10 protein-coding genes are annotated in these 18,068 nt (G+C 68.9%); 3 read left to right on the top strand and 7 right to left on the bottom strand.

The window, feature by feature from the left end; translation table 11 throughout:
• Positions 1 to 63 precede the first annotated feature (63 nt).
• The 7 genes from pulA to ACH492_RS17790 all read right to left on the bottom strand — a co-directional run bounded on the left by pulA (position 64) and on the right by ACH492_RS17790 (position 14,007).
• Positions 64 to 5,382 carry a pullulanase-type alpha-1,6-glucosidase gene (pulA, locus tag ACH492_RS17820; RefSeq protein WP_398987554.1) on the bottom strand — a complete coding sequence of 1,773 codons (5,319 nt, stop codon included), beginning with the start codon at positions 5,380 to 5,382 and terminating at the stop codon, positions 64 to 66.
• Between the two features lie 377 nt (positions 5,383 to 5,759).
• Positions 5,760 to 7,445 carry a carbohydrate-binding module family 20 domain-containing protein gene (locus ACH492_RS17815; protein ID WP_398987552.1) on the bottom strand — a complete coding sequence of 562 codons (1,686 nt, stop codon included), beginning with the start codon at positions 7,443 to 7,445 and terminating at the stop codon, positions 5,760 to 5,762.
• A gap of 338 nt (positions 7,446 to 7,783) precedes the next feature.
• A complete protein-coding gene (locus ACH492_RS17810; protein ID WP_398987550.1) occupies positions 7,784 to 8,854 on the bottom strand; it encodes a LacI family DNA-binding transcriptional regulator in 1,071 nt (356 codons plus the stop codon).
• Complete coding sequence (locus tag ACH492_RS17805; RefSeq protein WP_398987548.1) at positions 8,839 to 10,506, bottom strand: glycoside hydrolase family 13 protein; 1,668 nt, start codon at positions 10,504 to 10,506, stop codon at positions 8,839 to 8,841. The genes ACH492_RS17810 and ACH492_RS17805 overlap by 16 nt, the downstream gene beginning before the upstream one ends.
• A 99-nt stretch (positions 10,507 to 10,605) precedes the next feature.
• A complete protein-coding gene (locus tag ACH492_RS17800; RefSeq protein ID WP_398987546.1) occupies positions 10,606 to 11,532 on the bottom strand; it encodes a sugar ABC transporter permease in 927 nt (308 codons plus the stop codon).
• A gap of 61 nt (positions 11,533 to 11,593) precedes the next feature.
• A complete protein-coding gene (locus tag ACH492_RS17795) occupies positions 11,594 to 12,592 on the bottom strand; it encodes a carbohydrate ABC transporter permease (protein WP_398987544.1) in 999 nt (332 codons plus the stop codon).
• A gap of 143 nt (positions 12,593 to 12,735) precedes the next feature.
• Complete coding sequence (locus tag ACH492_RS17790) at positions 12,736 to 14,007, bottom strand: extracellular solute-binding protein (RefSeq protein ID WP_398987542.1); 1,272 nt, start codon at positions 14,005 to 14,007, stop codon at positions 12,736 to 12,738.
• A gap of 366 nt (positions 14,008 to 14,373) precedes the next feature.
• On the opposite strand from ACH492_RS17790, the gene ACH492_RS17785 reads away from it, so the two are divergent.
• From ACH492_RS17785 to ACH492_RS17775, 3 genes are all read left to right on the top strand, one after another.
• Positions 14,374 to 16,011: a glycoside hydrolase family 13 protein gene (locus tag ACH492_RS17785; RefSeq protein ID WP_398987540.1), complete on the top strand. Its 1,638-nt coding sequence runs from the start codon at positions 14,374 to 14,376 to the stop codon at positions 16,009 to 16,011.
• Between the two features lie 25 nt (positions 16,012 to 16,036).
• Positions 16,037 to 17,092, top strand: a complete 1,056-nt coding sequence (locus tag ACH492_RS17780; protein ID WP_398987537.1) for a LacI family DNA-binding transcriptional regulator — start codon at positions 16,037 to 16,039, stop codon at positions 17,090 to 17,092.
• 74 nt (positions 17,093 to 17,166) lie between these two features.
• Entirely contained in the window at positions 17,167 to 18,057 is an 891-nt protein-coding gene (locus ACH492_RS17775; RefSeq protein ID WP_398987535.1) for a phosphatase PAP2 family protein, read from the top strand.
• The last annotated feature ends 11 nt before the right edge of the window (positions 18,058 to 18,068 follow it).

The following is an 18,068-nucleotide window of genomic DNA, read 5'->3' as shown; positions in this document are numbered from 1 at the left end:
CCGCTTCCCCTCGGATCGGGGACACTCCGCTCTGTAGTCCATCCACACGCTATCGCGCGATGGTCAGCCCCGGGTGAAGACTGCGACGGTGCGCGCCGGGACGGTGAAGCTGCCTGAACTCCCTTCGTACGACGATGCCTTGGTGGTAGTGTCCGCGCCCGCGGCCTGGACGCGGTGCAGGGCGTACGGCTTCCCGGCCAGTTCCGGGACCCGCTGGGTCTGCTGCTCGGGCGTCGCGTTGAAGACGACGACCAGATCCCCGGCCCGCATGGTGATCACGCCCGGTGTCTCGTCCTTCCCGGAGAGCGGGAAGGAGACCGCGGACTGCACCTCGCCCGCCGTGGCCAGGCTGAATGCCTGCTCAGTGGCGCGGATGGTGAGCAGATCACGGTAGGCGGCCGACGCGCCGTTGATCTGCGGACAGCCCACCGTGAGCGATGCGGCCGTCAACAGAGGCTTGGCATAGGGCCACTTGGCCTTGTTGTCCGCCTCCGGCGGCAGCCCGCGGCCGAAGCCGTTGCCGTCCCGGCAGTCCCAGTGGACTGTGTTGAACCAGTCGCCACTGTCGTAGGAATTGCGGTCAAGGGACTTGGAACGGAGCAGGTCCGTCCCGGCCTGGGAGAGCGCGGGGCCCTGGGAGAGCGCCGCGGTCGCCATCGCCAGCACCTGCATACGCGCGCGGTCGGCCGGGGACGTGCCCCGCGGCAGCTTGAAGGCGAGAGCGTCGTAGAGGGATTCGTTGTCGTGGGCGTCCGCGTAGGCGAGGGCGTCGCCGGGAGCGGCGGCATACCCGGCGGGGGCGCCGTTGTAGTCGACCTCGGAACCCTTGACGGTGCGGCCGGAGCTGTCGGTGAAGGTGTACGCGGCGAGGTTGCCCGTAAGACCGACCTTGATCAGGTCCTGGTAGTGCAGAAGGCGGGCCTTCTGCTGGGCCTCGGTGCCGTTCGACGACGAGGAGTTGGGGTCGGTGTAGAGCCCAGAGGCGAAGCCCTGGACGCCCGGGTCCTCGTCGAAGGGGCCGCCGCCGCGCACCGCGTCGCGGGCCCGGTCGGAGAAGGTCGCCACTCCCGTTCTTGCCATGTTCTTCTGGGTGGCCTGGACGAAGCGGGCGTCGTCCGCGATCTCCCCGAAGTTCCAGCCCTCCCCGTAGAGAATGATCTTCTTGCCGTCGACGCCGTCACGGGCGGGGGTCAGCTCGTCGAGGGCTGCGCGCACCGCGAGGATGTTGGCCTTCGGGTGGTGGCCCATCAGGTCGAAGCGGAAGCCGTCGACCTTGTACTCCTTGGCCCAGGTGACGACCGAGTCGACGACGAGCTTGCCCATCATGGCGTTCTCGGGCGCGGTGTTGGCGCAGCAGGTGGAGGTGGCGACGGCGCCGTCGGCGAGCAGCCGCTGGTAGTAGCCGGGCACGATCTTGTCGAGTACGGACTTGTCGGCCTGGCCGCTCGCCACGGTGTGGTTGTAGACGACGTCCATGACGGTGCGCAGGCCGCTGGAGTTCAGGGCCTGGACCATCTGCCGGAATTCGACCGTACGCCGGGTCCCTTCCGGGTCGGAGGCGTACGAACCCTCGGGGACGGTGTAGTGCAGCGGGTCGTACCCCCAGTTGTACGCGTCCTTCGCGGCGGCCTTGGCGATACAGGCCTGCTGCTCGTCGGAGTCGGGTGCGTACACCTTCAAGTCGCAGGCGGGTGAGGACTGGCCGGATTTCCTCTCCGGGATGGTGCCGATGTCGAAGGCCGGCAGCAGATGGACGTAGGAGGTGCCGGAGGCGGCGAGCGCGCGCAGATGCTTCATGCCCTGCGAGTCGCGGTCGGTGAAGGCGAGGTACTGGCCGGGGTGGTTCGATGTGCCGTCCGCGACGGAGAAGTCACGGATGTGCAGCTCCTGGATCTGCGCGTCACGCAGCGGCACGGCCGTGGGCTTCTTCGTCGAGGCCCAGCCCGCGGGTGCGAGCTTCGGGTCGGCGAGGTCGACGACCAGGCTGCGGGCGGAGTCGGTGGTCAGGGCGGTGGAGTACGGGTCGGTGACCTTGTTGGTGACGACCTTCTGGACGGTGGGTGCCCAGACCTTCACCGTGAAGCGGTACGGCTTCCGGGCCCAGCTCTTCGGCCCGGTGACCGACCAGACGCCGCTCGCGCCGTCCCGCCGCATCACGACCGTCTTCCCGTCGAGATCGAGGGAGACGGACTGAGCGGTGGGAGCCCAGAGGGAGAGCGTGGGGCGGCCGCGGTTGTCGAAGACGGGCCCGAGCTTCGCTCCGGTCGCGTCGTACAGGTCGTCGAGTACACCCGGGATCTGTACGCCGGTGGCGGCGAGCAGCGCACCATTGGCCGCGCGCTGGGTGGCGATCAGCTGGCCGCGCAGGGACTCACGGACCCTGTCCCGGTCGCGGGGGTCGACGGTGAAGGCCGGATAGTCCTTGAGATGGGGGTACTTGGCCTTCTGCGCGTCACTGAGTGCGGACGGTGCGAGCCGCAGCCAGCGGCCCTCGTCCGACAGCGCCCCGTCGACGACGGAGATCCCGCCGTCCTTCGCGTACACCAGCTGCTGGCTGGTGGCGTCGGTGGCCTTCACCTTCCAGACGACGGTGTCCCGGTCGATCCACTGGGCCTCCGCCTTGGCCAGGTCGAGGGAGGGTGCGCCGCCGGCCTGCGGCAGCAGATACTTCGACTGCCCCGCCAGCAGCCAGACCTCGTGTCCGTACGTCGCGAGGTCCAGTGACTGGTCGGTCGGCAGGTCCTTCTGGTCACCCTTGTGGACGATGTAGCTGAGCGAGTTCGCACCGGCCGCCAGCGGCACCTCGAAGGTCACTCCGTACGCGTCCTTGCGCACCGGCAGGAGCGGCTTGGACCAGTCGGTCGGCGACGCGGCGCCCGACCAGGTGTGCAGACCCCAGCCGTCGTAGTCGCCGTCGGCCCGGTGGTAGTGGAGGACGGCCTTGGTCTTGTCCTGCGGCGGGTAGGCGCCGTCGGGCACGCGGTCGGCCTGGCCGTCCTTGCCCTGCTCGATCCACACCTCGCCGGTGCGGGCGAGGTCGACGGTGCGCTGCGGGCCGTCCGCGGTGCCGTTCTTCTCAACGGTGTACGGGACGGTCGCGGCGCCCTCGGGGAGCTTGACCCAGGCGAAGGCGCCGTAGGCGTCCCGCCCGGTGAAGGAAGCCGCGGTGTCACCGGACTTGAGCTGCCAGCCGTCGTAGTCGCCGCCGGTCCGCGTGTAGTGGACGACGGCGTAGTCGCGCTCGACGGCCACCGGCTTCTCGGGCGGCGGGGCCTGACCGGCGGTCGTCGAAGCGAGAGCACTCGCGGTGCGTCCCGCGCTGTCCACCACAACTGCCTTGTAGCGCAGGAGTGTTCCGGCCTTCACCTTCTGGTCGATGTACTGGGTGACCTTGTACGGGGCATGGTCGGCCGAGCCGAGAGTGCGCCACTTGCCGTTGCCCGTCTGGGCGGCGAAGACGACGCGGTTCAGCTGTCCGCCGGTGACGTCCGCCGTGATCTCGACGGTGCCGGTGGCCCCGGCGGCGGGGGCCTCGAGGGTCACGGTCGGCCTGGCGGCGGGCTCGGCCAGGGGCTTCGCGGCCCGGAGCACCACCGACGACAGCGCGGGCACGGTGACCGTGATCCTGCCTTCGGTGGCGCGGACGGTGCCCGAACCGCCGTACAGGACACGGAAGTCCACGGCGTCCACCGGCAGGGTCACCGTCTTGGGCGCGGTCCCGTTGTTGGCGGCGACGAGATACTCGATGGGCCCAGTGCGCGCCTTTGCGTCCGTACGGGAGAAGGCGTACACCGAGTCCTTGGCGTACCGCTCCTGCTGGACGCCGTTCCGCAGCGCCGGGTGGTCCTTGGTGAGCTTCGACAGCGCGGCGATCGACCGGTAGACGGAGTGCGCCGGGTCGTACGCGTCAGAGGCGTGGGTGCGGTCCGTGCCCAGCTGGTCGTCGTCCAGATAGTCGGCGGTCTTCGAGGCGAAGAGGCTCTGGCGGGCGTCCTTGTCGCCGCCCGCGCCGGTGAAGCCCTGCTCGTCGCCGTAGTAGATCACCGGGTTGCCGCGGCCCAGGAACATCAGCTCGTTGGCGAGCCGTGCGCGCTTCAGCAGCTCGGCGTCGTCGGCCTTTGGGTTGTCCTGCTTGAGGAAGGTGCCGATGCGGCCCATGTCGTGGTTGCCGAGGAAGGTCACCTGCTCATAGGCGTTGGCCTTGTCGGTGGTGTAGCGGTAGTCGTTGCCGAAGACGGCGGCGAGCTTGTCGGCGGGCGCACCCTGCGAGACGTAGGCGCGGGCGGCGTCCTGGAAGGGGAAGTCGAGCGTGGCGTCCAGCCGGCCGCGGGTCACATACGGCGAGGTGATCGCCGTGTCCGCGGCGAAGACCTCGCCGAACATGAAGAAGTCGTCCCGGCCGCGCTCGGCCGCGTACGCGTCCAGCGCGGTCGCCCACTGGGTCCAGAAGTCCATGTCGACATGTTTGACGGTGTCGATGCGGAAGCCGTCGATGCCGAAGTCCCGGACCCACTTCTCGTAGATCTGCTGCATACCCTTGACGACCTCGGGGCGCTCGGTCCAGAGGTCGTCGAGGCCGGAGAAGTCGCCGTACTCGGAGCTCTCGCCGGCGAAGGTGGAGTCGCCGCGGTTGTGGTACATCGTCGGGTCGTTGAGCCAGGCGGGGACCTTCTGGCCGCCGGCCGTCGGGGTGTACGGGAATGAGCCGGCGTCGACCGTGCCGATCCGCTCGCGGTCGTCGAAGGGCCGGCCGCTCCTGTCCAGATACGGGTAGGCGCCCTTGGGGCGGTAGCCGTACTTCTTCTCGGCGTAGTCGACGGTGTCGGCGGTGTGGTTGGTGATGACGTCGAAGAAGACCTTCATGCCCTTGTCGTGGGCCTTGTCGATCAGCTTTGCCAGGTCGGCGTTGGTGCCGAAGTGGGGGTCGACCTGGGTGAAGTCGGTGATCCAGTACCCGTGGTAGGCGGCGGACGCGTCCTTGCCGGTGCCCTGGACGGGCCGGTTCTTGAAGATGGGCGCCATCCAGATGGCGGTGGTGCCGAGGCCCTTGATGTAGTCCAGCTTCTGGGTGAGGCCCTTGAGGTCGCCGCCCTGGTAGAAGCCCTTGTCGGTGGGGTCGTAGCCGGTCTCGAGACGCGAACCGGTGAGACCGCCGCGGTCGTTGGAGGTGTCGCCGTTGGCGAACCGGTCGGGCAGGACGAAGTAGAACTGCTCCCGCGTCAGATCGTGCCGCGCGGGCGTGGCTGCGAGCGCCCGGTCGGAGGGCGGGGAGGGGGGTCTGGGCGTGCCGGCGGCCGGCCCGGCGGATATGAGCGCCGCGAGGAGGGCGGCGGCGGTGCCTATGGCGATGCCGGCCGCGCTGACGCGGGGGGTGGGGGTCACCGGTGGGTTCTCCTTCGGGTGGGGCGGAGGTGTTGGTGTCGAGGGCGGGGTGCGAGTGCGGAGCCGCTGCGCGGGGCGTTCCCCCACCCCGCCCCTTCCCGTAACTGGGGCAAGCCCCCAGACCCCGTATGCGACCTTCGGCCGCATGTCCTCAATCGCCGGACGGGCTTGAATTTCCGCCCGTCCGGCCGAAACTCAAGCCCCTTGGGGGTCCCCCCGGACGAAGTCTGGGGGAGACTGGGGCGGAGCCCCAGGTCAGGGCCGAATATTCAGCCCCGCCGGCGATTGAGGCGCTGGGAGTCCCCCACGCCCGCAGGGCGTAGGGGGCGGGTCCGGGGCGGAGCCCCCGGGGTCAGGGCCGCACCGCGGGCGTGGTGTCAGGTGCGGAACGCGTCCGACAAGGTCACCGTCCCGGACAACGGCACCGTCGCCGTCCGGTTCGCGCCCGTCTCCCACGTGACCGTTCCCGACGCGTCCTTGCGGAGGTACTTGTACGCGAACGCCGTCCCGGCCGGCAGCGAGACGTCCAGCTTCCACACCGGATAGCTCCCCGGGTCCAGTTTCAGCGCGCTGCCCGTGTTCCAGTTGCCGAGGGCCGACTGGTTGCCGGTGACGTAGATGTTCTCGCCGGGCACCGTCGTCGCGCTGACGTTGAAGGACGCGCCCTGCGCAGAACTCGACCCACAGCTTCGGGCGTTCACATGCAGCGCCACCGCCGTGTTCGCGCCGAGTGTCGTCGTGAACTGGCCCGAGCCGTTCACCGTCACGCCTCTGCCCGACTGCACGTCGCAGTAGTCGCCCGCCGGCAGCGACGTCTGGAAGGTGCGGGTCAGCGACGAAGCCTCGTGGTTGATCGCGACGTACGCCTTCGAGCCCCGCCCGAAGGCGATCTGGTCGCCGCCGTTGTCCCACCAGTTCACGACGCCCTGACCGCGCGCCGTGTTCCGGAAGGCCACCATGGACGCGATCTCGCGCCAGGCGTGCTGGCACTTCCAGCCGTCGGTGTAACAGGCCCCCACGGTGCCACCGTTCGGCGGTCCGGCGTCCTTGTCGGTCCACTCGTAGCCGGAGTGGACGTCCGGCGACCCGTACGGCCACGCCAGCATGAAGACGTGTCCCAGCGTGTAGTTCGCGCCGTCCTTGTAGTTGAGGGTGTCCCCGCCGCGCTCGGTGTCGTGGTTGTCGACGAAGACCGCCGACTTCCCCGACTCCATGTACCCCCACCCCTCGCCGTAGTTCTTCAGATACGCGAGGTTCTCGTTGTTGAAGACCCGCTTGAGGTCACGGGCGTACCGGAACTCCTGGACATCCCCCGACCCCAGGTACTCGCTCGGCGAGACCGCCTCACCCGCCCCGTGGATCGCCTCCAGCTTCCAGTAGACGCCGGGGTTCGACAGACGTGACTTGATGTCGGCGAGGTCGGCGGCCGGCATGTGCTTGGCCGCGTCGATGCGGAAGCCGTCGACGCCGAGCGAGAGAAGGTCGTTCAGATAGGCCGCGATGCGTCCGCGTACGTAGTCCTCACCGGTGTCCAGGTCCGCGAGCTGGACCAGCTCGCAGTTCTGGACGTTCGCCCGGTCCTGGTAGTTGGTGATCTGCGATCGGCAGTCGTCCATGTCGGCGCCGGAGTAGATCCCCGGGTAGCCGTACTTCGTATACGACGAGCCTCCGGTGCCGGTCCCGTCCGCCGAGGCCATGTGGTTGATCACCGAGTCGGCGACGACCTTGACGCCCGCCGCGTGACAGGCGCTCACCATGCTGCTGAACGCGGCGCGGTCGCCGAGCCGTCCGGCGATCTTGTAGCTGACGGGCTGGTACGAGGTCCACCACTGGCTGCCCTGGATGTGCTCCTGGGGCGGGGAGACCTGGACATAGCCGTAGCCGGCCGGGCCCAGGGTGTCGGTGCACGCCTTGGCGACCGACGAGAACTTCCACTCGAAAAGGACAGCCGTGACGTCCTTGTCCCCCGGCGGGGCCGCCTGCGCGGGGCCCACCGGTGCAATCACACTCACCGCCGCGCCCGCCACAAGGGCGAGCGCCGCGGCAAGAGGTCTGCCGGCCATGTTTCCTCCTGCATGGGGGGAGGTGCGGGTGACGGTGCAGCCTTGTCCGGCAACGCGCCGTGCCCGTAAGGCCTTTGATGGTTCCGATGATGTCTCTGACGGTTCTTGCTGCAAGAACGCAGAAAGTTATTGCGGTCGCGACCGTACGAGCCCCCCGGCCCAGGGTCAACCCTTTGGACACACTCTCGTCGCGCCGCAGAAATCTTGCGGTTTCCCAACTGCAAGACCTTTCGCAAGTTTTGCAGTGGTGTTACGTTCAACCATGACTCCGGGCCGGTCGGCCGGGGGCCCGGCAGGTCCGGGCCCCACGCGCCCGGCCGGCCGGTCCGGTCACGCGCCTACCGGCGTGCCTGCGCGGTGGTGCCCCGAACCACGAGTTCGGGCTGGAACACATATTCCGTGCTCTGTACGGGACTTCCCTGCAGCTCCTCCAGCAGCGCGCCGACCGCCGCGGCCGCCATCGCCTTCACCGGCTGGCGGAGCGTGGTCAGCGGCGGATCCGTGAACGCCACCAGCTGCGAGTCGTCGAACCCGACCACCGAGAGGTCGTAGGGCACATCGAGTCCGCGCTCCCGGGCCGCCCGGACCACGCCGAGAGCCATCATGTCGCTGCCGCAGACGATGGCGGTGCACCCCTTGTCCAGCAGCGCACCGGCCGCCGCGTGGCCACCCTCGACGCTGAACAGCGAGCGCTGGACCAACTGTTCGGCCGCCGCGGCGGTGTAGCCCAGGATGGAGCGGAGACCGTCGGTGAAGCCCTCGGCCTTGCGGTGGGCCGGCACATAGCGGAGGGGGCCGATCGCGAGGCCGATCCGGTCGTGCCCCAGCTCGGCCAGATGGTGCACGGCCGTCCGCATCGCCGCCCGGTCGTCGCAGGAGACGCACGGCGCGCTGATGTGTTCGCTGTAGCCGTTCATGAGGACGAACGGGACTCCCCGGTCCACGAGTTCGGCGTACCGGGTGTGATCGGCCGAGGTGTCGGAGTGCTGCCCGGAAAGGAACACGATGCCGTTGACACCGCTCTCCTGGAGCTGTTCGACCAGCTCGTCCTCGGTCGCACCGCCCGGCAGCTGGGTGCAGAGCACCGGGGTGTAGCCGTGCCCGGCCAGGACCTGCTCGACGGCCTGGGCGAAGGCGGGGAAGATCGGGTTGGTGAGCTCGGGGGTCAGCAGGCCGATGAGGCCCGCGCTGCGCTGCCGCAGCCGTACGGGCCTCTCGTATCCGAGCACGTCGAGCGCCGCGAGCACCCGCTGACGGGTGCCGCTCGCCACTCCCGGTTTGCCGTTCATGACCCGGCTGGCGGTCGCCTCGCTGACCGACGCCTGGGCCGCGATGTCCGCGAGCCGCGGGGCGGCGCCGGACTGGACGGCGCCGACCCGTGACGGGGAAATCGTCACACCGTCCACCACACAGCGCTGTCCGCGGGCAGTTCGGCCTCGCCGTCGGCCGGCTCCACGGCGCTGCTCGCCAGCAGGACACGGCCGGGGGCCGGTATCCGTACAGACGCGCCCGTCGTGTTGACGGTGCAGACGAAGCCGCCCGGGCGCCGGAGGGCGAGCACGCCCTCGGGGGCGTCCAGCCACTCGACCGCGTCGCCCGCGCCGAGCGCGGGGTGCTCACGGCGGGCCGCCAGGGCGCTGCGGTACAGCTCCAGGGTCGAGTCCGGGTCGCCGGTCTGCGCCTCGACGCTGAGCCCGGCCCAGCTGTCCGGCTGGGGCAGCCAGCTGCCGCCCGCACCGAAGCCGTACGAAGGGCCGCCGGCGGTCCACGGGATCGGCACCCGGCAGCCGTCGCGGAAGCCGTCCTGGCCCTCGGTGCGGCCGAACGCCGGGTCCTGGCGGACCTCGTCGGGCAGGTCGGTGACGTCGGGAAGTCCCAGCTCCTCGCCCTGGTAGAGGTAGGCGGATCCGGGCAGCGCCAGCATCAGCAGGGTCGCGGCGCGGGCCCGCCGCAGACCCAGTTCACGGTCGCCGGCCTCACGGATCTGGGTGCCGGCCGACGGGCCCGCGAAGCGGGTGGCGTGCCGGGTCACATCGTGGTTGGAGAGCACCCAGGTGGCCGGGGCGCCGACGGGCCGCATGGCGTCAAGCGACGCGTCGATGACCCGGCGCAGCTCGGCCGCGTCCCAGTGGGTGCCCAGGTACTGGAAGTTGAAGGCCTGGTGCAGCTCGTCGGGGCGCACGTAGTTGGCGGTGCGCTCGACGGTGGGGGTCCATGCCTCGGCCACCGCGATGCGGTCGCCCGGGTACTCGTCCAGGATCGTGCGCCAGGCGCGGTAGATCTCGTGGACACCGTCCTGGTCGAAGAACGGCATGACATCGTTGCCCAGCAGCTTCAGCTGGTCGCTGCCGCCGATGTCGGGCAGACCCGCCGCCTTGACCAGGCCGTGGGCGACGTCGATGCGGAAGCCGTCGACGCCCATGTCGAGCCAGAAGCGCAGGATCGAGCGGAACTCGTCGGCGACGGCCGGGTGTTCCCAGTTGAAGTCGGGCTGCTCGGGGGCGAAGAGATGCAGGTACCAGTCGCCGGGGGTGCCGTCCGGGTTCCGCGTACGGGTCCAGGCGGGGCCGCCGAAGATGGACTCCCAGTCGTTGGGCGGCAGTTCGCCGTCGGCGCCCTTGCCGGGACGGAAGTGGTAGCGGTCGCGCAGCGCGGATCCCGGGCCCTCCTCCAGCGCGCGCTTGAACCATTCGTGGGCGTCGGAGGAGTGGTTGGGCACCAGGTCGACGATGATGCGCAGCCCGAGGTCGTGCGCGTCGCGGATCAGCGCGTCGGCGTCGAGGAGCGTGCCGAACATCGGGTCGATGGCCCGGTAGTCGGCGACGTCGTAGCCGGCGTCGGCCTGCGGCGATGCGTAGAAGGGGCTCAGCCACACGGCGTCGACGCCGAGTTGCCTGAGGTACGGCAGCCGGCTGCGGATGCCCGGAAGGTCGCCCATGCCGTCGCCGTTCCCGTCGGCGAAGCTGCGGGGGTAGACCTGGTAGATGACGGCGTCTCTCCACCAGTCCGCGCAATGCGCGGGCAGGTCGGCGTGATGGGCGTCAGCCAGGTACTGGGTCATTCTCGATCCCTCTGAGGCTCGGTGCAGCGATTCGGGCGGAACATCAGGCAGCAGGGGCACCCGGCCGGTCAGGCAGCCGGGTGCCCCGGTTCGTGGGGGTCAGGATTTGGCGGCGCCGGCGGTGAGGCCGGTGACCAGGTGGCGCTGGACCAGATAGAAGAACAGCGACGCGGGGATGGCGATGAGCACGGAGGTCGCGGCCATCAGGTCCCACTGGGTGTCGTGTTCGCTGATGAAGGTGGTCAGGCCGATGGCGAGGGTGTACTTGTCGTCGCTGAGCATGAACACCGACGCATAGGCGACCTCGGCCCAGGCGGTGAGGAAGGTGTAGAACGCGGCCACCGCCAGGCCCGGCCGGGCGAGCGGCAGGATCAGCCGGTAGAAGGTGCCGAACGGGGTGAGTCCGTCGATCCGGCCGGCTTCGTCGATCTCCGCGGGGATGGTGTCGAAGTACCCCTTGAGCAGCCAGGCGCAGTACGGGATCGCCGTGGTGCAGTAGACCAGGATCAGGGCCCAGTACGTGTCCAGCAGACCCAGGTTGGCCAGGATGTTGTAGAGCGGCACCATGAGGATGGCGACCGGGAACATCTGGGTGACCAGGAAGGTCCACATCAGCTGGCGGTGGCCGGGGAAGCGCATCCGGGAGACCGCGTAGCCGGAGCTGGCGGCGATGAAGACGCCGAGCAGACAGGTGCCGAGCGCGACGATCAGCGAGTTGACGAACCACTGGAGGAACGACGTGTCGTTCAGGACCGTCGTGTAGTTCTCGAAGCTGATCTTGTCCGCGATCTTGCCGGGGTGGAGGAAGTCGGTCTTGTCCGGGCCGAGCGAGATCCAGGCGATCCAGCCGATCGGGAAGGCGGCGATGAAGCTCGCGATGATCAGCACGGTGTGGATCAGCACGGATGCGGAACGGGGACGCTCTCCGCGCTTGAGGTGCCGCTTGTCCGCGGGGCGCTTGCGGGGCGGGACGGCGGCGGCCGCCTCTGCCGCTCCCGCGACCGGAAGTTCTGCTGTGGTGCTCATGGGGTTGGCTGCCCTCTCTTTCGTCATGGCTGGTGCTGTCGCTCGACGGCCTGGGCGGCCGTCAGACGGCCTTCTCGTTGCGGGCCAGCCAGCGCCGGTAGAAGGAGGCGAAGACGATGAGCATCGACAGGATGATGACGCCGTACGCGGCGGAGCCGGCGTAGTCGCGCGGGTCCTGTCCGAAGCCCAGGCGGTACGCCCAGGTGACGAGGATCTGGGCTTCGGTGCCCGAGTTGTTGCCGAACAGCAGGAAGATGACGACGAACTGGTTGAAGGTCCAGATGACGCCGAGCAGGACGACGGTGCTGCTGACCGAGCGCAGGCCGGGCAGCGTCACATAGCGGAAGCGCTGCCAGGGGGTTGCGCCGTCCACCTCGGCGGCCTCGTAGAGCTCGGGCGGGATCGACTGCAGGCCGCCGAGAAGAGAGACCATCATGAAGGGGACGCCGACCCAGGTGTTGACCATGATGGCGGCGGTCTTCTGCCAGAAGGGCTCACTGAGCCAGGCCGGGGTGGGCAAGTGGGCCCATTCCAGAGCCATGTTGAGGACGCCGCCGTCGTCGGCGAGGATCAGCCGCCAGGCGAAGACGGTGACAAAGGTCGGCACCGCCCACGGCAGGATCAGGACCATCCGGTAGAAGGTGCGGCCGCGCATCTTGCGGTTCAGCAGCTGGGCGAGCCCCAGGCCGATCCCGTAGTGCAGGGTCACACAGACGATCGTCCAGACGATGGTCCAGGTGAAGTGGGGCCAGAACTGGTGGTCGCCGCCGGAGAGGATCTCCGTGTAGTTGTCGAAGCCCACCCACGAGAAGCTGTCGGGGATCTTGTTGACGCCGATCGTCCGGCCCACGTTGGTGCTGTCTGCATCGGTCAGCGACAGGTAGATGCCGCGGCCCAGGGGGTAGAGCACCAGCACGCCGATGACCGCGACGACCGGGGCCACCATCGCCCAGGCATACCAATTCCGGTTGTACGACTGCCTGATACGGCTCATCGGCCCGGGGCGCGGTGCATTTCCACGCTGGGTCTTTCGGCTTCCGCCCTCGACGGCGACGGTCATCTTCGACACCTTTACGACAGATTCTTGAGCGGGCGTACGGCGTGGTGGTACGGACCGCCCCGAACGGGGGCGGGGCCGTACCACCACGGGCGGCCGTCCGTCCCGTCCCTGTGCGGGAGCGGTCCGGACGGCCGGTGGGTGCCTTAGGAGAAGTCCTTGAGCAGCTTCTTGTAGGACTCGGCGGTGGTGTCGAGGCCCTTCTGGGTGCTCACCTTGCCCTGAAGGATCGCGGTGAGGTTGGTGCCGAGGTCGGCGAAGAGCGAGCTGTACTCGGGCAGTTCCGGACGGGGCCGGGCGGAGCCGGAGAGGATGCTCTGGAACTCGGCGATGCCAGGGGTGGCCTTGACCTCGGCGGTGTAGGCGGAGGTGCGGGTCGGCAGGGTGCCGTTCTTCAGCGCGATCTTGGCCTGGGTCTCACCCGAGGTCATGAAGCCGACGAACTTCTGGGCCGCGACCTGGTGCGCCTTGTCGGAGCCGGCGTAGACGGCGAGGTTGTGGCCGCCGGTCGGGGCGCCGGCCTTGCCGGTGGAGCCGGCCGGGACGCCGGAGATGCCGAGGTTGGCCTTGTCCTTGAAGGCGGCGCCCTTGTAGATGTTCGTCAGCTCCCACGGGCCCTGGACGATCATCGCGACCTTGCCGGTGTTGAACGCGTCCATCATGTGGGCGTAGGAGTCGGCGGTCACATCGAGCTTGGCGACACCCGGCGAGGCGAGCAGAGCCTTGCTCTGGTCGACGGCCTTGACGGCCTCGGGCGAGTTGACCGTGATCTTCTTCGCGGCGGCGTCGACCATGTCGGTGCCCTCGCCGAAGAGGTAGGGCAGCTCGAAGTAGGCGTCGGCGCGGAGCTGGAAGCCGTCGACTCCGGCCTTCTCCTTGACCGCCTTGGAGACCTTCTTGACCTCGTCCCAGGTGGTCGGCGCCTTGTCGAAGCCGGCCTTCTTCAGGATCTCCTTGTTCCACATCAGGCCGAGGGAGTCGGTGACGAACGGCGCACCGTAGGTCTTGCCCTGGTACTGGGCCTGCTTGAGCAGCGAGGGAGTGATGTCCCCGGTGTCCTTGAGCGCGTCCGTGCCGTCCAGCGGGGCCAGGAACTGCGACTTCGCCCACGAGGCGGTCCAGCCGACCTCGGCGCGGATGATGTCGGGAGCGCCCTTGCTGCCGGCCGCGGTCTGGAACTTGTTCTGCGCCTGGTCGAACGGGACGTTGACGTACTTGACCTTGATGTCCTTGTTCGCCTTCTCGAACTCGGCGATCATCGCCTTGTACGTCGGCGCTTCGTTGGTGGCGTTGGACGTGTCCCACCAGGTCAGGGTGACCGGGCCGGCGGCCTCGTCACCGCTGTCGCCCCCACCGCACGCCGTCGCTGCCAGTGCCAGTGCCGCTACCAGCGCGGTGGCCGCTATGCCACGCCGCATGTGAACTCCTTCAGAGATGCCCGAGATGGCGGAGGCGACCAGGCCCCCTGCCGACCGCTCCCTCGCGGCGCCGGGTTCGGCAGGAACGTAACAAGGATGAAAGAGAGCCGAAAGACCTTGCGGCAATTTTCTGCAAGAGCGAGGGATCGTTACATCCATGTGTCCTGAGGGTTGCCATAGCATCGCTTGACGGCGGACCACTTGCGCTACTCGCGGGCACTCCACAGAGGGTTGCAAAGACCTTCGCAAGCCCTTGCATAGACTGTTATTTTGGTCCCCAGCCCACCGTCACTACGGGCCCGCACCCACGTTGACCTCGTTAGATGTACGTCCCCCCGCCCCGGACAGTAACGAGAGGGACCCCATATGACCCACGAGCTCGCCGCCGCCATCGGCCTTCCGGCGCCCACGGCCGCCGAAGGGCCGCACCCTGCAAGCTCTTCCACCGAGAGCCCGGGCTGGTGGCGCGATGCCGTCATCTACCAGGTGTACGTGCGCTCCTTCGCCGACAGCGACGGTGACGGCATCGGCGATCTGCGCGGGGCCACCCAGCGTCTGCCGTATCTCGCACAGCTGGGCATCGACGCCGTCTGGCTCACGCCCTTCTACGCCTCCCCGCAGACGGACGGCGGCTACGACGTCGCCGACTACCGGGCCGTCGACCCGCTCTTCGGGGATCTCGCCGACGCGGACGATCTCGTACGCACCGCCCACGAGTTGGGCCTGAGGGTGATCGTGGACGTCGTCCCCAACCACACGTCGGACCAGCACCCCTGGTTCCGGGCCGCGCTCGCGGACCTGGCCGGAGGAGCGGCCCGCGCGCGCTACCACTTCCGGCCAGGCAAGGGCCCTGCCGGCGAGCTGCCGCCCAACGACTGGGAGTCGGTCTTCGGCGGCCCCGCCTGGACCCGGACACCGGACGGTGAGTGGTACCTACATCTCTTCGCGCCCGAGCAGCCCGACCTCGACTGGGAGAACGAGGAGGTGCACGAGGAGTTCGACTCGGTGCTGCGTTTCTGGCTGGACCTCGGCGTCGACGGCTTCCGTATCGATGTCGCGCACGGCATGGTCAAGGCGGCCGGCCTGCCGGACATCGGCCACAAGGAACAGGCCAGGCTGATCGGCGCACAGACACTGCCCTTCTTCGACCAGGACGGGGTGCACGAGATCCACCGCTCCTGGCGCAGGCTCCTCGACTCCTACCCCGGCGACCGGATCGGCGTCGCCGAGGCCTGGGCCCCAAGCCCGGACCGGCTCGCGCTGTACGTACGCCCCGACGAGCTGCACCAGGCCTTCAACTTCCAGTTTCTGCGGTGCCCGTGGGACCCCGAGGCGATGCGCAGCGTGATCGACGAGTCACTGGCCGCCACCGCCTCGGTGGGGGCGCCGACCACCTGGGTGCTCTCCAACCACGACGTGGTCCGCCACACCACCCGCTACGGCGGCGGTCAGCAGGGTCTGCGCCGGGCCCGCGCGGCCGGGCTGCTCATGCTGGCGCTGCCCGGTTCGACATACATCTACCAGGGCGAGGAGCTCGGACTGCCCGAGGTCACCGACCTGCCGGACGAGGTGCGCCAGGACCCCGCCTTCTTCCGGGCAGCAGGGCAGGACGGCTTCCGCGACGGCTGCCGGGTGCCGATCCCGTGGTCCGGCCAGGAGCCGCCGTACGGCTTCGGCCCCGGAACCAGCTGGCTGCCCCAGCCCCGCAGCTGGCGGGAGCTGTCCGTGGCGGCCCAGACCGGCGACCCGTACTCGACGCTCGAGCTCTACCGCTCGGCGCTGGCGCTGCGCCGTGCGCTGCCGGGCGGCCCGATGCGGTGGCTGCCGGGGCCCGAAGGGCTGCTCGCGCTGTCCCGTACGGGCCTGGTCTGCACCCTCAACACCACCGGATCGGAGATCGAACTGCCGCTGCCGGGACGGCTGCTGATCTCCTCCGAGAGCATGGAGCCGGTGGGTGACACAGCCCGTATTCCGGCCGATTGCTGTGCGTGGTGGGCAATCTGACGTGCGACCGGTAAGGTCCAGTCCCGTGACCGCACGGCTTGCCGACATCGCAGCCCAGGCGGGGGTCAGCGAAGCCACAGTCAGCCGCGTGCTCAACGGCAAGCCCGGTGTGGCCGCGGCCACCCGCGAATCCGTACTCGCCGCGCTCGACGTGCTCGGATACGAGCGCCCCGTGCGGCTGAAGCAGCGCAGCGCCGGCCTGGTCGGCCTGATAACACCGGAGCTCGACAACCCGATCTTCCCGGCGCTCGCCCAGGTCATCGGCCAGGCCCTGACCCGGCAGGGCTACACCCCGGTCCTTGCCACCCAGACCCCGGGCGGCTCCACCGAGGACGAGCTCACCGAAATGCTGGTGGACCGCGGGGTCTCCGGAATCATCTTCGTCTCGGGCCTGCACGCGGACACCACCGCCGATATGCAGCGCTACGACCAGCTGCGCGGACAGGGCGTCCCCTATGTCCTCCTGGGCGGCTTCTCGCCCAAGGTGAAGGCCCCCTTCGTCTCGCCCGACGACCGGGCCGCGATGCATCTCGCCGTGACCCATCTCGTCTCACTCGGCCACACCCGGATCGGCCTGGCGGTCGGCCCGAAGCGTTTCGTTCCCGTACTGCGGAAGATCGAGGGCTTCCAGCAGGCCATGGAGGCCCGACTCGGTCTCGCCTCCGAGGAGTCCGAGGAACTGATCCAGCACTCCCTCTACACCCTCGAAGGCGGCCAGGCCGCGGCGGGCGCCCTGATCGGGCTCGGGTGCACCGCAGTGGTGTGCGCGAGCGACATGATGGCGCTCGGCGCGATCCGGGCCGCGCGTGGGCGGGGCCTGAATGTGCCGCGCGATGTCTCTGTGGTGGGCTTCGACGACTCCCCGCTCATAGCGTTCACGGACCCGCCGCTGACCACCATCCGGCAGCCGGTGCAGGCCATGGGACAGGCCGCTGTCCGCACCCTCCTGGAGGAGATCGGCGGGACTCCCGCTCCGCACAGCGAATTCGTCTTCATGCCGGAGCTGGTGGTACGGGGATCGACCGCCGCGGGGCCCGTACAGCGCCCCTCACAGGGACCCGGTGGAGACCGTCGTCCCTAAGGTGTAGACAATGAAAACAGGACCAGACCGGGGGATGATCAGTGTGGAGGCAGCATCTGGCAGACTCTCGTCCCATGGGTGAATCGACCGTGAAGACTATGGAAGGCCGGACGGCCACCCCGTCACCCATGGCGGACGAGGTCACCGAAGCGCCTTCGCGCAGCCGGCTGCAACAGCTACGGTCGCCCAGCCGCCCGCGGATCTGGTTCGAAATCCTGCTGATCGCGGTGAGTTACTGGACGTATTCGCTGGTCCGCAATGCCGTTCCGGAACAGAAGGCACAGGCACTGCGCAACGCGGACTGGATCTGGGATGCCGAGCAGGCACTCGGCATGGCAGTGGAGCAATCGGTCAACCACGCCGCGAATTCGGTGACATGGCTGATCGTCTCGATGAACTACTACTACGCCACGCTGCATTTCATTGTGACGATCGGTGTCCTGGTGTGGCTCTACCGCAGTCATCCGGGCCGCTATGCGGCTGCCCGTCTTGTCCTGTTCGCCACGACAGGCGTGGCGCTGGTCGGTTACTACCTGTATCCGCTCGCGCCGCCTCGGCTGATGAACGGCAACGACTTCATCGACACGGTCCTGGTCCACCACACCTGGGGCTCGATGGCCTCGGGCAACCTGAAGAACATGTCGAACCAGTACGCAGCGATGCCGTCGATGCACATCGGCTGGTCGCTCTGGTGCGGCATCATCATTTTCGCGCTGGCGTCGGCGCCGTGGGCGAAGATCCTCGGTCTGCTCTATCCGACGTTGACGCTGGTCGTCATCGTGGCCACCGCGAACCACTTCTGGCTGGACGCGGTGGGCGGCATGATCTGCCTGGCCTTCGGCTTCGTGTTGTCGTACGCGTGGTTCCAGGCCTATCCGCACCAGCTGTCGCAGCGGGTCCCGGCGGTGGAAGAGGAGGCGAGCCGCCCGCGGGTGGTTCGCGCGCTGGGGTTCTCGCGCCGCTAGGGGGCGCCGAT

The sequence above is a fragment of the Streptomyces sp. NPDC019443 genome (assembly GCF_044389785.1).
GTDB lineage: Bacteria > Actinomycetota > Actinomycetes > Streptomycetales > Streptomycetaceae > Streptomyces.
This window is presented reverse-complemented; position numbering and strand designations above follow the sequence as displayed.

Coding starts and splice junctions, on each gene's coding strand:
- ACH492_RS17815 (WP_398987552.1), bottom strand. CDS start 7,445: ATGGCCGGCAGACCTCTTGCCGCGGCGCTCGCCCTTGTGGCGGGCGCG.
- ACH492_RS17805 (WP_398987548.1), bottom strand. CDS start 10,506: ATGACCCAGTACCTGGCTGACGCCCATCACGCCGACCTGCCCGCGCAT.
- ACH492_RS17800 (WP_398987546.1), bottom strand. CDS start 11,532: ATGAGCACCACAGCAGAACTTCCGGTCGCGGGAGCGGCAGAGGCGGCC.
- ACH492_RS17795 (WP_398987544.1), bottom strand. CDS start 12,592: ATGACCGTCGCCGTCGAGGGCGGAAGCCGAAAGACCCAGCGTGGAAAT.
- ACH492_RS17790 (WP_398987542.1), bottom strand. CDS start 14,007: ATGCGGCGTGGCATAGCGGCCACCGCGCTGGTAGCGGCACTGGCACTG.
- ACH492_RS17785 (WP_398987540.1), top strand. CDS start 14,374: ATGACCCACGAGCTCGCCGCCGCCATCGGCCTTCCGGCGCCCACGGCC.
- ACH492_RS17775 (WP_398987535.1), top strand. CDS start 17,167: ATGGGTGAATCGACCGTGAAGACTATGGAAGGCCGGACGGCCACCCCG.